This window comes from Myxococcus sp. AS-1-15 (assembly GCF_020037055.1).
Classification (GTDB): domain Bacteria; phylum Myxococcota; class Myxococcia; order Myxococcales; family Myxococcaceae; genus Myxococcus; species Myxococcus fulvus.
Map to the genome: position 1 here is coordinate 351419 of NZ_JAIQDF010000009.1, position 17352 is coordinate 368770.

Sequence of the window (17352 nt, forward strand, 5' to 3'; positions counted from 1 at the left end):
ATCGGTTAGGGTAGGTGGGCATGCCACGCGAGGCGTCCGCAGGCGGGATTGTCATCCGGGAGAGTGACGGCACCTGGGAGGTGGTCGTCATCCGTCCGCATGGCCGTCCCCTGTGGGCGCTGCCCAAGGGGCACGTGGACCCGGGCGAGACGCCGGAGCAGACGGCGAGCCGCGAGGTGCACGAGGAGACGGGCCTCACCGCCGCGCTCATCGCGCCGCTGGGGGAGATCCGCTACGTCTACCAGTTCCGGGGTCAGCGCATCTTCAAGCGCGTCCACTTCTTCCTCTTCCGCTACCAGGAAGGCGCGCTGGGGCCGCTGCCGGGGCCGCGCGTGGAGGTGGACGAGGTGAGATGGGTGCCGGTGGGACAGCTGGTGCCCCTGCTCGGCTACAAGGGCGAGAAGGCCGTGGCCGCGCGCGCCGTGCGGTGGATGCGCGCCCAGGGCCTGTTGCCCGAGGCCCCTTCCCCGGCCGTGGGGCCCGAGGGGAAGGGAACCTAGAGGGACGGCGGACTACTTGGCGGTGTCGGCCGTGTACTTGCCGGACAGCGCCTCGCGCACGTCACGGTCGAACTTCACGCGGCCGGTGGCCACCTCGCGCAGCGACAGCACGGGGGGCTTGTTCTTGGACTGCTCGATGATGGGGCGGGCGCCGGCCATCAGCTGACGCGCGCGCTTCGCACCGAGCAGCACCAGCGCGAACCGGTTGTCGACGAGGGGGAGGCAGTCTTCGACTGTGACGCGAGCCATGGAACGTCCTTCGGAATTTCGGTGGGGCTACCTGAGAACACTGAAACCTAAAGAGCACCCCGGGGGGAGTCAAGGAAGGACATACCCCCAGGGCCGCCGGGCGGACAGGCGCTTCGTGGATCAGGTGTACCACCAGGCCCAGAGGATGAGGACGCCCTGCAAGGGGAGCCTCGCCCAGAGGGCGGCCTTGGGAATCTTCCGGAAGCGCTCCGGCTCGCGCGCCATCTGGACGTTGGCGGGGAAGACGGCGATGAACAGCGCGATGAGCCCCCAGGCGGACACCACCCGGGTGGCGGGGATGAGCAGCCCCACCCCCAAGAGCACCTCCGCCACCCCGCTCCAGAAGACGAGCGGGCCGTGCCAGGGCAGGTACGGCGGCATCATCCGCACGTAGGCGCGCGGATGGACGAAGTGGTTGATGCCGCCGGCCACCATGAAGAGGGCCAGCACGTACATCAGGACGGTCTTCACGCTCCGGCGAAGGCCTGGGCGACGATGGCGCGGGCCTCCTCGAGGATGGCGTTCAGGTGGGCCTCGTCGCGGAAGCTCTCCGCGTAGATCTTGTACACGTCCTCGGTGCCCGAGGGCCGCGCGGCGAACCAGCCGTTCTGGGCCACGACCTTGAGTCCGCCGATGTCCGCGTCGTTGCCGGGCGCGCGGGTGAGGCGCTGGAGGATGGGCTCGCCGGCCAGGCTCTGCGCCTTCACCGCGTCCGGGGAGAGCTTCTTGAGCACCGCCTTCTGCGCGGGCGTGGCCGCCTGGTCGATGCGCGCGTAGTAGGGCGTGCCGAAGCGCGCGGCCAGGTCCTGGTAGTGCTCGCCCGGGTCCTTGCCGGTGCGCGCCAATATCTCCACGGCGAGCAGGTCCAGCAGCATGCCGTCCTTGTCCGTGGTCCACACCGTGCCGTCGCGGCGCAGGAAGGACGCGCCCGCGCTCTCCTCGCCGCCGAAGCCCAGCGTGCCCGCGAGCAGCCCGTCCACGAACCACTTGAAGCCCACCGGCACCTCGACGACGCGGCGGTGGAGGCTTTGCGCCACCCGGTCGATGAGCCCGCTGGACACCAGCGTCTTGCCCACCGCGGTGCCGGCCTTCCAGCCGGGGCGGTTCTGGAACAGGTAGTGGATGGCCACCGCCAGGTAGTGGTTGGGGTTCATCAGCCCCAGCGAGCGCGTGACGATGCCGTGCCGGTCCGAGTCCGCGTCGTTGCCGAAGGCCAGGTCATACTGGTCCTTGAGCTTCACCAGGTTGGCCATGGCGTACGGCGACGAGCAGTCCATTCGAATCTTGCCGTCGTGGTCCACCGGCATGAACCGGAACGTCGGGTCCACGGTGGGGTTCACCACCGTCAGATTCAGCCCGTAGCGCGTGGCGATGGGCTCCCAGTACGCCACGTTGGAGCCGCCGAGCGGGTCCGCGCCAATCTTCAGCTTCGCGCCCTGGATGGCCTCCATGTCGACGACGGAGCCCAGGTCCTCGACGTACGGCGTGATGAAGTCGTATGGCTTCACGGTGGGCGCCGTGCGCGCCCGCTCGTACGGCGTGCGCTGGACGCCGCGGTTGTCCTCGCCCAGCAGCGCGTTGGCGCGGCGCTCGATGAGCGCGGTGACGTTCGTGTCCGCGGGGCCGCCGTTGGGCGGGTTGTACTTGATGCCGCCGTCCTCGGGCGGGTTGTGGGACGGGGTGATGACGATGCCGTCGGCGAGCCCCGTGGTGCGCCCCTTGTTGAACGTGAGGATGGCGTGGGAGATGACCGGCGTGGGCGTGGCGCCGTCGGTGAAGCGCACCTGCACGCCGTTGGCGGCCAGCACCTCCAGCGCCGTCTGTTGCGCGGGGGCGGAGAGCGCGTGGGTGTCCATGCCCAGGTACAGCGGGCCGTCGATGCCCTGCTGCTGGCGGTACTCGCAGAGCGCCTGCGTCACCGCGACGATGTGCGCCTCGTTGAAGCTGGTGCGGGCCGACGAGCCACGGTGTCCCGAGGTGCCGAAGGCCACGCGCTGCTCGGGGACGCCCACGTCGGGCTTCTCCGCGTAGTAGCGCGCGCGCAGCTTCTCGGGGTCGATGAGGAGGTCTTCGGGCGGGAGCTTTCCGGCGAGAGGATGGGCCATGTCGGCCGCACCATAGGCGCGCGGGCCGACAGTTTGCTCTGCCTTCTCGACCCGCTGTCCTCGGGTGGACCGAGACCCGCCCGAAGTCCCGCTACGGACTGGGCGCGCCGGAGGGGGAGGGGGGCGCCTCCTGCTCGGGCAGGTAGAAGGCCCCGGAGCGCGCGGCGAGCACGGCGGCGGTGAGCAGGCCCACCGTCAACCCGAAGACGATGATGCTCGCCAGCGTCACCCAGTCGGTGACACCCGCCGGCTGGAACAGCGCGCCGAAGGGCGTGGCGAAGTCGAAGCCCGCCTGGGGCGTCTTGCGCAGGTTCTGCACCGCGGTGAGCAGCGCCGTCGTCACCAGGCCCAGGCCCATGCCCACCACGGCCGCGAGCGCCGCGCTGCCCACCATCATCGGCCGGCTCACGGCGCGCGTGGTGGGGCGGCTCTGCACGTCGAAGTCCGGGTCCCTCACGCCCAGCGGCACGAAGCGCGCGAGCAGCAGCAGGCCGGGGATGCCGCCCACCATGGTGAACCAGAAGAAGGGCTCCCAGCCGATGGAGTACACGAGGAAGCCGGCGATGGGGCCCGCCACCACGCGCGGAATCGAGAACAGGCTGGAGAGCAGCGCGAACTGCGTGGCGGAGAAGCGCTTCTGCGTCAGCCGCATCAGCAGCACGGAGAAGGCGCCCGTGCCCAGGCCTTGCGTCACCTGCTCGAAGCCGATGGCGCTGTACATCAGCCACACGTTGGGCGCGCCCGCCCTGGCCACGAGCACGTAGCCGATGTTGGAGACAATCTGGATGACGCCGAACACCCACAGCGCGCGGCCCAGCCCCAGCACCGTCGTCCACGCGCCGCCCACCAGCGTGCCCAGGATGGTGCCGAACAGGCCAATCGTCCCGAGCGCCACGCCGCGGTGCAGGTCGCTGTAGCCCATGTCCACCAGGAACGGGCGCAAGAGCGTGCCGCCGAGGTTGTCGGCCAGCTTGTAGAGGAAGACGAAGGCGAGGATTTCGAGCGCGCGGTGCCGCGACAGGAATCCCACGAACGGATACCAGACGGCGTCCTTGAGGGACTTGGGCGGGGTGAGCCGCTCCTCGGGCTCCGGCGCGAAGCGGGTGATGACGAGCATGGGCAGGTACAGCGTCGCCAGCCCGATGACCACCCACTTCCACGACACGCGGCCCGCGAGGGTGATGGCCGCCGAGCCCGCGATGAACATGGCCGCGCGGTACAGCGCCACGCGCGCGCCCACCGCCACGCCCTGCTCCTCCTTGCGCAAGACCTCCACCGCGTACGCGTCGATGGCGATGTCCTGCGTCGCGGACGCGAAGGCCACCGCCATGGCCAGCGCGCCCACCACCCACGCGGCCTCGGGATGCTCTCCCAGCCCCGCGAGCGCCAGCGTCGTGGCGAACAGCGCCACCTGCGCCACCGCCATCCAGCCCCGCCGCCGTCCCCAGAAGGGCGGCACGTAGCGGTCCATCAGCGGCGACCAGATGAACTTGAAGGACCAGGGCGCCTGCGCCAGCGTGATGAGGCCCACCACGCGGATGTCCACGCCGATGCTGCGCAGCCAGTCCGGGATGGCGATCCACACCAGGCCCAGCGGCAGACCCGAGGAGAACGAGAGCAGGGTGACGGAGGCCGTCCGCCAGGACGCCATGGCCCGAGCCAGGCTGGCCCACGTCCCCGGTCGCTTCTCCCCACTCTTGCCGCCCTGCTCGCTCATAGGCGGCGGACTCTATACCAGCCGCGTGCGGGGCCCAGGCCGTCCCGCGCTCCTGCGCTCGGAGGGTTGGCCGGTCACCGGTCCAGCGCCGACAGGTCCGGGCAGGAGGCTCGCACGCCCTCCGTCGGATTGAAGATGTCCCAGGAGCGGGCGATGAACGTCACCTTGCCCTGGGCATCCCAGCACTCGGTGTACTTCGCGCCCGGGATGTCGCCCTTCAATATCTCCACCGCGCCCAGGCCCCGGCCGTCCGGCGCCCAGCGCGTGGTGAGCGCCATGTCCTCCTTCAACCCCCCGAGCACGAAGTCCGTCTGGGCCAGCTCGAAGGTCATCTCCGCCACGCCGCCCTCGCCCTCCCGGTACACGTAGCGCGAGGGCAGGGGCCGGGTGGTGTCCGCGAAGGTCCAGACCAGCTCCACCCGCGTGGGGAACGTCTGCGTCTGGTAGTGGATCTCCTGCCGGTCGATGACGTCCACGCCCAGGTACCCCTCCTCGCGCGAGCGCTTCAGGTCCAGGATGAGGCCGCCCGTCCCCCGGCGCACGCCGCCGGTCGCCTCGAAGTGGCCGGAGAGGAAGCTCCACCAGTCGCCCTCACCCTCGCCGACGTCGCGAAGCTGGAGGTGGTAGTCGAAGCGGCCCCCCTCACGCGTCATCACGAAGCGCGTGTCGAACTTCATGTCGTTCCTGCCCGGGAACGGCCCCCAGACCCGACGGTTGGGGCCGCGGGAGGTCGCCGGCTGGGTCCGGATGTTCTCGATGGCCTGCAGCATGTTGCCGACCGAGTCGTTGAAGTCGCGGCCCGTCTCGGACGTGTCGCCGACGATGCCGGAGACCTCTCCCAGCCTCCCCAGTCGCAGGGCGTGGACCTTGGACGCCACGCGCAGGGCCCGGGTCTTCGCCTGCTCCTGCCCGAGCACCTTCGCCATCAGGTCCTCGCGCCGGGGGATGGCGTTCTGGAACTCCAGGTCGTCGTTGGAGAAGTCGCCGCCGCACGCGGCCAGGGCCAGACACAGGCAGATGGGCGTCAGGTATCGCATCGAACGCTCCTTCATGGCCGGTAGGTGAGGAGCGCGCCCAGCTCCCAGAAGCCCAGGGAGCGTTGCTCGTCCACGGTGTAGAGCAGGTAGTGGAGCCGGGCACGCCCCGTCACGTGCAGGCGTCGCAAGGGCTGCCAGCGCAACCCCGCGACGAGCCCCGGTGAGAACATCGCGAACTTCTGGTCCGGATACGCGGCCTCCTCGAAGTCGCGCCGCATCACGAGGTACGCCATGCGCGCGCCGACGAAGGGGGTGACGCGTCCCTGGGGCCACTCGGACGCGAGCGTCGTGCCCAGGCTCGTCACCGAGTACCGGTACGCGGGGCCACTCAACGTGGGCAGGTCCAACAGCGCCTGCTTGCGCCCCAGCGCCACGTCCACGCCCCACACCCAGTCGCGTCGGAAGTAGTCGTGCAGCTGCGCCTCCGCGCCCAGCAGGCCCACCGAGAGGAACAGCGACTGGCGCGTGGGCGCGTCGAAGTAGGACTGCACCGCGCCGGACAGGCCCAGCGTCCACCACGCGCCACCGTCCAGGCTCACGCCCTTCACCGGGTCGTCGGAGAAGGGCGCGTCCCTCAAGCGCGACTCCTCCAGCACCACGGGCTGTCCGCGCGACACCTGCACCTCGCCGATGCGCAGCTTGTCCGGGAGCCGGCGCTTCACGCGGTACGTGCCGGGCGCCAGGGCCACGCGGCGCTCCACGCCGTCCGTCTTGTCCAGCTCCGCCACCACCAGCCCGGCCGGGTCCACGAAGTAGTACATGCCCGGAGGCGCCACCCGCGGCACCACCAGCCCGTCGCCACCCGCGCGCAGGTCCGTGAGCACCAGGTCCCCGTTGCCCGCCAGGTCGTAGCTGAACGTGGGGTGCTGCGCGCCGCCGCTGCTCGCCGCGGTGTCCGCCACCGTGCGCGCGTACGCGTGCGAGTACGCCTCGAACAGCGTCACCCGCCCATCACCGCTGCGGTCCGCGTCGCCCAACAGGCCGCTCGCCAGGTGGTGCGAGAAATAGCTGCCGCCCAGCGCGTCCGACTCCTGCGAGTCCTCGTCCGCCGCGCTCGAGGTGAGGATGACCAGGCCCCGCGCGTCGCGCGACGCGCCGGACTCGATCTCGAAGGCCGGGGCCCGCCGCGCGCCCTTGGTGCGCGTCATCGCGCCGGAGCGGCACGAGTCGAGAATCGCGATGCGGATGTCCGCGGGCGCGCTCGACAGCCGGCGCTTCAAGTCATCGAAGCCCAGGCGCGTGTTGCCCAGCCGCAGCGTGCCGTCCTTCGCGTGGCCGGAGTAGTAGACGAGCAGCGCCGTGCGCTCGCCCCGCTCCTGGGCGGCCTTCGCGCGCGCCTCCAGGTCCGTGAGCGCCGCGAGGAAGTCCTTCGACGTCTCGTTGAGCAGGAGCTTCGCGTCGCCGGGAGCCACGCCGCCCAGCCGCGCCAGCAGCCCGTGCATCTTGCGCGCGTCGTCGCGGGCGAAGCGCAGGGGCCGCGTCTCGTCGCCGCCCTCGTCGTTGCCGGCAATCAGCGCGAAGCGGCGCAGGCTGTCCGCGTGCGCCACCGAGGCCACGGTGAGCGCGAGCACCAGGCCCAGGGCCCGCCCGAATGGGAAGAGGGGTGGGCTCATGGCTTGAGCAGCACCCAGTGCGTCTGCGCGCCCTTCACGTCCAGCGGCGCCATCCGCTCCACCTCGCCGCCCGCCGCCGCGAACGCGCGCCGCGTCGCCTCCACCAGCGACTCCACCGCGAAGGGCTCGTCACCCAGCACCAGCACCACGCGCTCGACGCCCGAGCCGGTGAACTCCCAGCTCCCCTCCAGCCAGTGCACCTCCGTGCCGGGCTCCACCGCCACGCTGGCGCCGGACTCCGGATGCAGCGCCGTCACCTCGCCGATGGCATCCACGGACACGGCGGCCATGTACCGGTGCGCGCCCGCCTTGTAGCCCAGCATCACCCGCTCGCCGGGCTCCAGCGCCTCGGGCCTGTCCGGCCGTGCCTCGCGCTGCGGGCCCGTGCCGCCGCCGATGCGCAGCTCCGCTGCGTCGCCGCCACCCTTGCGCCGGTTCCACTCCGGGCCTTGTTCCAGCAGCGGCTTCGCGAGCACCACCACCAGCAGCGACGCGGCCAGGGCCACCGTCGCGGGCACCCAGCGCCGGGGGGGAGGGCGCGGGGCCCGCTGTTGTTGCTGGCGCTCCAGGGCGCGCTCGACGCCCGCCTCGAAGCGCTCGAAGGGGTGCTCCGCCTCGAAGCGCGCCTGGTGCTCCTCGAGTCCCTTCAGCACGGCGCCGCAGGTGACGCAGCCGGCCGCGTGGGCCCGGACGCGATGGGCCTCGGGGGAGGCCAGCTCGCCGGCCCTCAGGCGCCGCAGTGTCCACTCCGACTCGTGCGCGCTCATCGAACCCTCAGCTCCTCTCCGCCCAGATCGGCGAAGCGCTCCAGCCGTTTGCGGATGGTGGGCACCGAGCGCCCCAGCATCGCGGCCACCTCTTCCAAGGTCATCCCGTCCACGTGGTAGTGGACCACCGCCGCCTGCGTCTCCTCATCCACCTTCGACAGCAGCCGGCGCACCAGGTCCCGCGTCTCCAGCTCACCGTCCCCGCCGTGTCCCTCCGAGCGCGCGGCGGCGTCGCGCTCGAACCACTGCCTCCAGCCCGCGCGCTCCGAGCGCAGCTGGTTGAGGCAGTGGTGGGTGGCGATCTTCATCAACCACGTCAGCGGCGAGGCGTCCGCGCGGAAGTCCTCCGCGTGGGCCAGGGCGCGCGCGAAGACGTCATGCATCGCGTCCTCCGCCTTCGCCGCGTCCTTCAACAGATAGCGGCAGCGTCCCATCACGCTGCCGCCGTACCGCGTGTACAGCTCGCGCAGGAAGTCACGCCGGTCCGGGAGGGGACCGCCTTGGATGACCCGGAGGGCCGGCTGGCGCGGAGCTGTCACGCACCCCAGACTAGCGCGAGCCGCCTCACAACGAGGAGTAGACCGCGGTGCTGAACCCGCCACAGGCGCTCACCGCCCCGTAGCCGATGACCGGGTTGTAGCTGGCCGCGTAGTAGGTGCTCATGTGCCCCGGGTCCCAGCACTCGTTGACGGTGGCCTCGCCGAAGAGGTCCCCGCCCGACAGCTTGATGTCCGAGCGGCCAGACCCGTCGCGCTCCCAGCGGCTCTTGATGGCCAGCCGCTCCAGCTTCGCGCGCGTCGGGTCCGCGTCGATGTCCTGCTGCGACACGAAGTCCAGCTCACCGCCGGAGCCCGGGGCCTGCTTGAAGCGATACTTCGCGCTCGTCACCAGGTCACCCGTGTTGGTGTAGTCGAAGTCTGCCTCCACCGACGCCGTCGCGTTCGGCCCGGTGCGCGAGTAGCGGACCTCCAGCGTGGCCAGGGGCTGCTCGCCCGCCTCGTTGCCGGGCAGCGCGCGCTCCTTCTCGAAGTCGATGAGGAACTGGCCGGAGCCGTAGCCCGACAGCCGCTCGCCATCCCCGTCCACGCCCGCCGTGTGCGAGCCGGACAGCACCGTCTTGAAGCCCGAGTCCGGCTCCAGCCGGCCCTTGGCATCCAGCACCCACGAGTACGTGTCGCCTCCGGTGTGCTTGACGGTCAGCTTCCACGTGAGGGGGTCCAGGGGGCCGGTGTGCGGGCCCCACACGGCGATGTCCCCGTCGATGGAGGAGGGCGGGTGCTTGACGATCTCCGCCACCAGCCCGAGCACGCTCAGCGTGGCGGCGTTGATGCTCACGGCGGCGGTGGCGGTGAGGAGGTAGTTCCCCGACAGCTGACCTTCGCCGTAGTACGCGGACGTCTTGCCCTGCCCGTCGCCCGTCGGTCCCGGCGACGACACCTCCACCATCTGCTTGGAGGGCACTCCCTGGCGGAACGACTCCACGTCCTGCTTCTTGTCGGAGTCACAACCCACCAGCATCAGGGCGGCACACAGCAGGCTCTTGCGCAGCATGGTCCTTCTTCCTTCCTGTTCGGATGGCCCCCGGCGGGCCGTGCGGCAGCGTGTTCGCTCCTATGGACACAGCCCCGTCGGAAAACAGAAAAGGCGTCCGGCGGACCTTGAAAGCCTCCGTGATTCCAGGGGGTTGAAGGCCGCCTGGCTGCTCCTCGGGCGACTTCGGGCGGCTTTCGGACGATGGAAATGCAGCGTCCCTACCTTTCGCCCATGGAAAAACGACACCCCAACCATCCTGGCGAGATGGGCACCGACGCGGCGTTGGCCGAGCGCGAGCGCACCTCGGACGAGCTCAACGCGCGAGCGCGGGCCGTGGGGCTGCTGCGTGAGGCGGGGGTGCCCTTCGTGGTGGGCGGCGCGTATGCATACGCCACCTACACCGGCATCTATCGTGACACGAAGGACCTGGACCTGTTCCCCCGCAAGGCGGACGCGGCGCGTGCGCTGGAGGTCCTGGGGAAGGACGGCTGGCGCACCGAGCGCACCGACGAGGTGTGGCTCTACAAGGCCTTCAAGGGGGAGTACTTCGTCGACTTCATCTTCTCGTCCGGCAACGGTGTGGCGGTGGTGGACGACGGGTGGTTCGAGCACGCGCGGACCTCCACCATCTTCGGACACGAGTGCCTGGTCGCGCCCGCCGAGGAGATGATCTGGTCCAAGGCGTTCGTCGCCGAGCGCGAGCGCTTCGACGGCGCGGACGTCAACCACCTCATCCTCAAGGCGGGCAAGCAGATGGACTGGGAGCGGCTGATGCGCCGCTTCGACCGGTACTGGGAGGTGCTGCTCAGCCACCTCATGATGTTCCGCTTCGCCTATCCCTCCGAGCGGGACCTCATCCCCGACTGGGTGATGGCGGAGCTGATGCGGCGCACGCTGGACAGCATGCGCGACGGCGGCTGGGAGCAGAAGCTGTGTCGGGGCAACCTCGTCTCCAAGGTGAACTACCACGTGGACATCCACCACTGGGGGTTCGGGGACGGGCGGGCCTGGGACGAGAGCGAACGACGACTGGGGGGCGAGCGTGGCGAGGGATCCGAGCTCGAAGGTTCGATTGGCGGCGGTCGGTGACCTTCACTGTCGTGAGGACCAGCACGGCCGGTTCCGGCACCTCGTCAAGCAGGTGAACGCGACGGCGGACCTGCTGGTGCTGTGCGGGGACCTCACGGACCGCGGCATGGTGGAGGAGGGCAAGGTGCTCGCCGAGGACCTCTCGGCGCTGCGCGTGCCGTGCGCGGCGGTGCTCGGCAACCACGACTACGAGCAGGGCCACGTGAAGGACATCTGCGCGGAGCTGGCCAAGGCCGGTGTGCACATCCTCGACGGGGACCACTACATCTTCGAGAAGGTGCTCGGCGTGGCCGGGGTGAAGGGCTTCGGCGGCGGCTACGGCAACGCGACGCTGCAGGCCTTCGGTGAGGGGCAGACCAAGGCCTTCGTGCAGGAGGCGGTGACGGAGTCGCTCAAGCTGGAGGCGGCGCTGAGCCACCTGGACACGCCACGCAAGGTCATCATCATGCACTACGCCCCGATTCCGGAGACGCTGGAGGGGGAGAACATCGAGATCCGCCCCTTCCTGGGCACCAGCCGTCTGGCGATGCCCATCGACCACTACGGCGCGGAGGCGGTCTTCCACGGACACGCGCACCACGGCTCGCTGCAGGGGAAGACCAAGAGCGGCATCCCCGTCTTCAACGTCGCCATGCCCCTGCTCACGAAGCACACGCCGGACCAGCGCTACGTGCTGCTGGAGGTGTAGCGCCGCCGCTCAGGTGGTGACGACCATGCCGTCCTCCACCTTCACGGGCCAGGGCGTCAGGGAGGCGCCGTTGCACGGGCCTCCCACGCACCTGCCGTCGTCGGGGCGGAAGAGCGCGCCGTGCCAGCCGCAGACCAGGTGCTGCTTGTCCGGCGTCAGGTACTGGTCCAGCACGCGCGCCAGCGGCAGGCCCGCGTGAGGACACCGGTCCACGAAGCCGTGGACCTGGCCGTTGTGGCGCACGAGGAAGCCGTGGAAGAAGGCCTCCTCTATCTGGAGGACGAAGTTGCGCGCGCCCGGGTCCGAGAGGGAGTCCACCGGGCACAGCGTGACATCAGGAGGCGTCGTCCAGACGCGCTGCCGGGTCGGAAGGCTCAAGGCAGACGGGCCTTCTCGAAGCCCGCCCAGCAGTCGTCGTAGTCGAGCTGCATGGACGACGTCTCCATGGCGAAGCGCGTGGGGCGGATGACCCAGCGCGACTCGAACATGAACGCCATCGTGTCTTGAATCTTGTGCGGCTTGAGCTCCGCCTTGATGGCCTGCTCGTAGCTGGCGCGGTCCGGACCGTGCCCGCTCATGCAGTTGTGCAGCGACGCGCCGCCCGGAGCGAAGCCGCCGGCCTTGGCGTCGTATACGCCCTGCACCAGCCCCATGAACTCGCTCATCACGTTGCGGTGGAACCAGGGCGGCCGGAACGTGTCGTCGGCCACCATCCACCGCGGCGGGAAGATGACGAAGTCGCAGTTGGCCGTGCCGGGCGACTCGCTGGGCGACGTCAGCACCGTGAAGATGGACGGGTCCGGGTGGTCGTAGCTCACCGTGCCGATGGTGTTGAAGCGCGCCAGGTCGTACTTGTACGGAGCCAGGTTGCCGTGCCACGCCACCACGTCGAGCGGTGAGTGGTCGAACCGCGACGCCCACAGCCGGCCCTGGTACTTCTGCACCACCAGCGTCGGACGGTCCACGTCCTCGAAGGCGGCCACCGGCGTGAGGAAGTCGCGCGCGTTGGCCAGTCCATTCGAGCCGATGGGGCCCAGGTCCGGCAGCCGGAAGAGCGCGCCGTGGTTCTCGCAGATGTAGCCGGCGACGGGGCCGTCCGGCAGCTCCGCGCGGAAGCGCACGCCGCGCGGCACGACGGCGACTTCACCCGGGCGCAGCTCCAGCACGCCCATCTCCGTCACCAGCGTCAGCCGCCCCGCCTGCGGGACGAGGAGCAGCTCTCCGTCCGCGCTGTAGAACACCTTGTCGGTCATGGACCGGTTGGCGCGGTACAGGTGGATGGAGATGCCGCAGCTCGTGGCCGTGTCGCCGTTGCCGGCGTAGGTGATGAGGCCCTCGACGAAGTCCGTGGGCTCCGTGGGCACGGGCTGGGGGCTCCAGCGCATGCGGTTGGGCGAGGGCGGCACCTCGTCGAAGGGACCGCCGCGCACCAGCCCCTGGGGGTGGGGTTGATACGCGGGATGGTTGGCGCTCGGACGCAGGCGGTACAGCCAGGAGCGCTTGTTCTCCCGGCGCGCCACCGTGAAGGCCGTGCCGGACAGCTGCTCCGCGTACAGTCCGAAGGGGACCTTCTGCGGAGAGTTGCGCCCCACGGGCAGCGCGCCGGAGACGGCCTCCGTCGCCACTTCGTTGCCGAATCCGGAGAGGTAGTCGCCGGGCGCCTTTCGGAGCCCGCTCTTCGGAGGTACCGCGGTTCGATTCTCGAGGCTCACCGTGAAGTTCCTCCGGAGTCGGGCCGGGAGCTACTTCCGGGACTTCTCCACCTTGATGACGCCGCGGCGGATCTGGTCCAGCTCGATGGACTCGAACAGGGCCTGGAAGTTGCCGTTGCCGAAGCCCTCGTTGCCCTTGCGCTGGATGATCTCGAAGAAGATGGGGCCGAAGAGGTTGTTGGTGAAGATCTGCAGCAGCAGGCCCTCCTGCTCGTTGCCGTCGATGAGGATGCGGTTCTTGCGCATCCGCTCCAGGTCCTCACCGTGGTTGGGCACGCGCTTGTCGACCAGGTCGTAGTAGGCCTCCAGCGTGTCCTGCAGGTCCACGCCGCGCGCGCGCAGCCGCTCGACGGTGCCGTAGATGTCCTGGGTGGACAGGGCCAGGTGCTGGATGCCCTCGCCGTTGTACTCGCGCAGGAACTCTTCGATCTGCGACTTCTCGTCCTGGCTCTCGTTGAGCGGAATCCGGATGGCGCGGTCCGGGGCGATCATCGCCTGGCTGAACAGGCCCGTGGCCTGGCCCTTGATGTCGAAGTACTTCTGCTCGGTGAAGCCGAAGATGCGGTTGTAGAAGGTCGACCAGGTGCGCATCTGACCCCGGCGCACGTTGTGCGTCAGGTGGTCCAGCGACTCCAGGCCCACGCTGTTCTTCGCCTCGGACTCGGCGGCGCCGGGAATCTGCACCCAGGAGTCGTAGAGGGTGCCGGCCGCGCCGTGACGGTCGATGAGATACAGCAGGCTGCCACCGATGCCCTGGAGCACATAGAAGCCCTCGCCCAGGGAGCTGGCGGCGGGGTCCGCGGCGACGGCGCCACGCTCCAGCGCCAGCTCGTACGCGGCGCGGGCATTGGCCACGCGGAACGCCATGGCGTTGGCGGACGGGCCGTGCGCGGCGCGGAACTCGGCGGCCTGACCCGTGGGCTCCTGGTTGATGAGCAGGTTGATGTCGCCCTGCTTGTAGCGGACCAGCGCCTTGGTCGGGTGCCTGGCGTAGGCCGTGAAGCCCAGCTTCTCCACCAGCGCCACCATCGCCTCGGGCGCGGGGCTCGTGAACTCCACGAACTCAAAGCCATTCAGCCCAATCGGGTTTTCCGCCGTGGTCGCCATGACACTGCCTCCGAACATCATCTACGAGTGTGACCAAAAGGTAGGGAGGGGCGGAGGAGGAGGAAAGCACAAAGAATTGCCAGAGAATGTCAGCGGCCCGCACCATCTCCCGAGGGAAGGCCCACGCGAATGTGCACGAGGTGCGCGTCAAATCCGGCGGCGCGCCGCGTCACCTTTCCGACGTAGTGGATTGTCACGATGCGGCCGTGTGCGCCCTCACGGGCCGCGTGCGTTGGCGGGCTCCGCTGCGGGCGCGGCGTCCATCAGGTCCTCGGCCCGCTGGGGCAGGGCGAGGCCCTCGACGGAGACCTCCATCACCTCGGGGCCGGAGCCTCGGGCGTAGCGCAGCTCGGAGGACTCCGGGACTTCGGTGCCCAGCCACAGTCGCGCCAGCTCCTGGCCCTGTGCACCCAGCAGCACCGCGCCGCGCGAGGCGTCGTCGATGCCGTACTTCGCCCAGCTCCGGGGCTTCGCCTCACCGAAGCTCGTGGCCTTGATGGCGCCCAGCGCGCGCAGCAGCGATACGACGCGGAAGTGCTGCGCCTTGCCCTTCACGGGCGCCTCCACCTGCCAGGACTCGGTGCCGCCGTCACCCTCGGCCACGTTGACCAGGGTGATGGCGGGCGCGCCGCCGCCCGGGTGGAACACCACGCGCCGCACGTCCTCGCGGCGGAAGCTCAGCACGTGCTTGTCCTTCAGCTCGAGCACGTCCACGTCCAGAACGTCGAGCGCGCCCTCGGGCACCTCGGCCAGCGTCGCGACGAAGCCCTGCTCCCGCAGCGCGTGGAAGCGAGGTGCTCCGTCCTCCATCACCTGCGCCATCCGGATGCGGACCGTGTCGCCCGAGGTCCGCGTGAAGCGCGCGTCCACCAGCGGCGCCTCCAGGCCGAGCTTCTTGCGAGTCTCCGGTGTGTCCTTGGGGAAGGAGAGCGCGCGGTGCTCCTTCAGCGCCTTGAGCAGCGCGGACACCCGGGCCTCGTCCGCGCGCTCGGAGACGGGCTTCGTCAGCCGCCAGCGCGAGGTGCCCTTCTCATGCTCCAGCACGTAGGTGTGCGTCCGAGCGCGGACCTCGATGCCCGCAAGCGCGGTGACCTCCAGCTCGCCGAGCAGCTCCTTCGAGCGCAGCGCGAAGGTGTCCTTGTCCAGGCTCCAGCGCACGGAGCCCTGCGCCGCGTACACCTTGGGGTCTCCTTCGCGGCGCACGTACACGGAGCCATCGAACGTGTTCTCGACGCCGCCATGCAGCGTCACCGCGTGCGGCGAGCCCGACACCTGGGCCTGCGCCGTCACGGTGAACACGGGCGAGTCGAGCCCGTACTTCTTCAGGTCCGCGTCGGTGGGGGCCTCGGCCACCAGGGTGCTCGACTTCGAGCGCTCCAGGGTCTCGAGCAGGGCCTCCACGGCCGCCGGCTCCGCGCGGGCCTGCACGGGCGCGACGATTCGCCACGAACCGTCCGGCCCACGCTCCAGCTCGGTGGTGTCACCTTGCGCGCGAACGGTGATGCGGGTGAACACGGGCGCCGCGTCCTTGCCCGTCGTCGTCCCTGTCGGAGGCGCGAAGAGCTGCTCCGCCACGGCTTGCTCACGTGGCTCGCGCGGCCCGGACTCCTTGCACGCGGGCAGCGCTCCGGTGCCGAGGACGAGCAGCGCGACGAACCCTCCGCGCGAGGCGCTCACTTGTTCCGCCGCGTCAGCCAGATGGCCAGTCCCAGGCCCATCATGGAGAGGGGAATCAGGTCGGTGGAGATGAAGCGGATGTGGTCCATCGCGTCCGTATCCAGCTCCAGCGTCGACACCTCGCGGTCCGGAGGTCGCATCGTCACCTTGGTCACCTGGTTGGAGGCCCAGCCCAGCGTGTTCATCACCAGGTTGCGGTTGGGCTCGTGGCCCCAGTTCGGGTCCAACAGCAGCTCCGAGTCGCCCACCACCACGAGCCGCGCCTCGTCGAAGCGCTTGTCGGCGGCGTCCTTCGTGTCGCGGACGATGGCGGCCGCGAGCGTGAGCTGGCCCGTCTTCTCTCCATCCGACGGCACCGCGTTCTCGTCGGGCTTCGTCTCCACCCAGCCGTGCTGTGAGGTGTGCACCAGCGGCTCCACGCGCACGCCCTCGGCCATGCCCTCGCGCAGCACGGTGAGGCTGCGCGGCGTGGGCAGCTCCACGTTCAGGCCCCGCTGCTTGAGCGGCGCGACGATGGCGTGGGTGCTGTAGAAGGGGGACTGCACGACGTACGGGTTGCCGCTGTTGAACTGCGCATCCGCGGCGATTCCCTCGTCCACCAGGATGCCGTGCTCGGCGAGCAGCTCGCCCAGTCCATCCACGAGCCCCGCGTCGGTGAAGTAGACGAGCCGTCCACCGCTCGCGAGGTACTTGCGCAGCACGGCCACCTCCGGCTGCGTGTACGGCACGCGGGCTCCCGCGATGACGACGAGCGAGGCATCGCGGGGGATGTCCGTGGTGCCCACCAGGTACATGGCCTCCGCGGCGTAGCCTTCCTGGAGCAGCTGCCGGCGCAGCTCCGACAGCGAGCCGCCCGGGTCCGAGGGCGCGGCTTCATCCTTGTCGAGAGGCCACTCGCCGTGCCCGGTGATGAAGTAGACGCGCTGGGTGCCCACCGCGCCCAGCTTGATGAGCGCGTTGGTGAGGTCCTGCTCGGACACAGCGGCGAGCGTCGTGTGCGACTCGCCGCGTGCCAGCACCACGCTCGCCTGACCTTCCTTGAGCTGGTACTTCGAGGCCATCTCGGGAGAGCGGCGCGGGTCCCTGAACTCGTACTCGAACTTCGCCGGCGCCTCCGCGTGGTAGCGCTGGAAGAGCGTCTCCAGCAGCGCGTAGGACTCGTGCGTCGGGGGCAGGAAGCCGATGGCCTTCACCTTCTCCGGCATCGTGCCCAGGGTGGCGATGGTCTGCGGCGCCAGCGTGTGGATGCGCTCCTTCGTCAAGTCCCACTGCGGCGCCTGCTGATGGGCCACGTAGTTGATGCCCACCAGCGCGCCCAGGACGCCGAGCACGGTGAGGACGGAGGTGATGAAGAAGGTGCTCGACTTGCGCGTGGCGAGCTGGCCGAACTGCTTCAGGTTCGTGGCCAGGTACACGCCGACGAGCGCCAGGCCCACGCCCGCCTTCACCCCCGAGGCGATGAGGCTGCCGGAGGTGATGAAGAGGGTGAAGGGGCTGGAGACGAGGAGCAGCAGCCCGAAGGCGCCCAGGTACCTGCCGATGAGGGTCGCGTTCATGT

17 protein-coding genes are annotated in these 17352 nt (G+C 70.0%); 3 read left to right on the forward strand and 14 right to left on the reverse strand.

The features are described from left to right. Positions 1-20 precede the first annotated feature (20 nt). A complete protein-coding gene (locus tag K8625_RS24930) occupies positions 21-500 on the forward strand; it encodes an NUDIX hydrolase (protein WP_223745711.1) in 480 nt (159 codons plus the stop codon). A gap of 12 nt (positions 501-512) precedes the next feature. On the opposite strand, the gene rpoZ is transcribed toward K8625_RS24930, so the two are convergent. The 9 genes from rpoZ to K8625_RS24975 form a co-directional block, all read right to left on the reverse strand. Then, the gene (rpoZ, locus tag K8625_RS24935) at positions 513-749 is read right to left on the reverse strand and encodes a DNA-directed RNA polymerase subunit omega (protein WP_141325494.1); all 237 of its coding nucleotides are present in this window, start codon (positions 747-749) and stop codon (positions 513-515) included. A 120-nt stretch (positions 750-869) separates the two neighbouring features. Then, a complete protein-coding gene (locus tag K8625_RS24940) occupies positions 870-1220 on the reverse strand; it encodes a DoxX family protein (RefSeq protein ID WP_141325495.1) in 351 nt (116 codons plus the stop codon). Then, the gene (gene pgm / locus K8625_RS24945; RefSeq protein ID WP_223784100.1) at positions 1217-2854 is read right to left on the reverse strand and encodes a phosphoglucomutase (alpha-D-glucose-1,6-bisphosphate-dependent); all 1638 of its coding nucleotides are present in this window, start codon (positions 2852-2854) and stop codon (positions 1217-1219) included. Before pgm ends, K8625_RS24940 begins: the two co-directional genes overlap by 4 nt. Positions 2855-2945: 91 nt before the next feature. Next, the gene (locus K8625_RS24950; protein WP_223745712.1) at positions 2946-4571 is read right to left on the reverse strand and encodes an MFS transporter; all 1626 of its coding nucleotides are present in this window, start codon (positions 4569-4571) and stop codon (positions 2946-2948) included. A gap of 74 nt (positions 4572-4645) precedes the next feature. Next, the gene (locus tag K8625_RS24955; protein ID WP_223745713.1) at positions 4646-5608 is read right to left on the reverse strand and encodes a hypothetical protein; all 963 of its coding nucleotides are present in this window, start codon (positions 5606-5608) and stop codon (positions 4646-4648) included. Between the two features lie 11 nt (positions 5609-5619). Next, positions 5620-7221 carry a caspase family protein gene (locus K8625_RS24960; protein WP_223784101.1) on the reverse strand — a complete coding sequence of 534 codons (1602 nt, stop codon included), beginning with the start codon at positions 7219-7221 and terminating at the stop codon, positions 5620-5622. Beyond that, entirely contained in the window at positions 7218-7988 is a 771-nt protein-coding gene (locus K8625_RS24965; protein WP_223784102.1) for an ACP synthase, read from the reverse strand. The genes K8625_RS24960 and K8625_RS24965 overlap by 4 nt, the downstream gene beginning before the upstream one ends. Next, a complete protein-coding gene (locus K8625_RS24970) occupies positions 7985-8527 on the reverse strand; it encodes a sigma-70 family RNA polymerase sigma factor (RefSeq protein WP_223784103.1) in 543 nt (180 codons plus the stop codon). The genes K8625_RS24965 and K8625_RS24970 overlap by 4 nt, the downstream gene beginning before the upstream one ends. Before the next feature lie 25 nt (positions 8528-8552). Continuing rightward, a complete protein-coding gene (locus tag K8625_RS24975; RefSeq protein WP_223745717.1) occupies positions 8553-9539 on the reverse strand; it encodes a hypothetical protein in 987 nt (328 codons plus the stop codon). A gap of 246 nt (positions 9540-9785) precedes the next feature. On the opposite strand from K8625_RS24975, the gene K8625_RS24980 reads away from it, so the two are divergent. Further along, complete coding sequence (locus tag K8625_RS24980; protein ID WP_223745869.1) at positions 9786-10610, forward strand: nucleotidyltransferase; 825 nt, start codon at positions 9786-9788, stop codon at positions 10608-10610. Continuing rightward, entirely contained in the window at positions 10594-11298 is a 705-nt protein-coding gene (locus K8625_RS24985) for a metallophosphoesterase (protein WP_046714952.1), read from the forward strand. The genes K8625_RS24980 and K8625_RS24985 overlap by 17 nt, the downstream gene beginning before the upstream one ends. A gap of 9 nt (positions 11299-11307) precedes the next feature. Here K8625_RS24985 and K8625_RS24990 read toward each other — a convergent pair whose 3' ends face one another. The 5 genes from K8625_RS24990 to K8625_RS25010 all read right to left on the reverse strand — a co-directional run bounded on the left by K8625_RS24990 (position 11308) and on the right by K8625_RS25010 (position 17350). Beyond that, the gene (locus K8625_RS24990) at positions 11308-11676 is read right to left on the reverse strand and encodes a Rieske (2Fe-2S) protein (protein ID WP_223745718.1); all 369 of its coding nucleotides are present in this window, start codon (positions 11674-11676) and stop codon (positions 11308-11310) included. Continuing rightward, positions 11673-13010, reverse strand: coding sequence for a homogentisate 1,2-dioxygenase (gene hmgA / locus K8625_RS24995; RefSeq protein ID WP_223784104.1), 1338 nt, complete (start codon positions 13008-13010; stop codon positions 11673-11675). The genes K8625_RS24990 and hmgA overlap by 4 nt, the downstream gene beginning before the upstream one ends. 30 nt (positions 13011-13040) lie before the next feature. Beyond that, positions 13041-14117 (reverse strand): 4-hydroxyphenylpyruvate dioxygenase, encoded by a 1077-nt coding sequence (hppD, locus tag K8625_RS25000; protein ID WP_223784105.1) that lies wholly within the window; start codon positions 14115-14117, stop codon positions 13041-13043. A 216-nt stretch (positions 14118-14333) separates the two neighbouring features. Then, entirely contained in the window at positions 14334-15794 is a 1461-nt protein-coding gene (locus K8625_RS25005; protein WP_223784106.1) for a DUF4340 domain-containing protein, read from the reverse strand. Continuing rightward, positions 15791-17350 carry a GldG family protein gene (locus K8625_RS25010; protein ID WP_223745722.1) on the reverse strand — a complete coding sequence of 520 codons (1560 nt, stop codon included), beginning with the start codon at positions 17348-17350 and terminating at the stop codon, positions 15791-15793. The genes K8625_RS25005 and K8625_RS25010 overlap by 4 nt, the downstream gene beginning before the upstream one ends. Positions 17351-17352 lie beyond the last annotated feature (2 nt).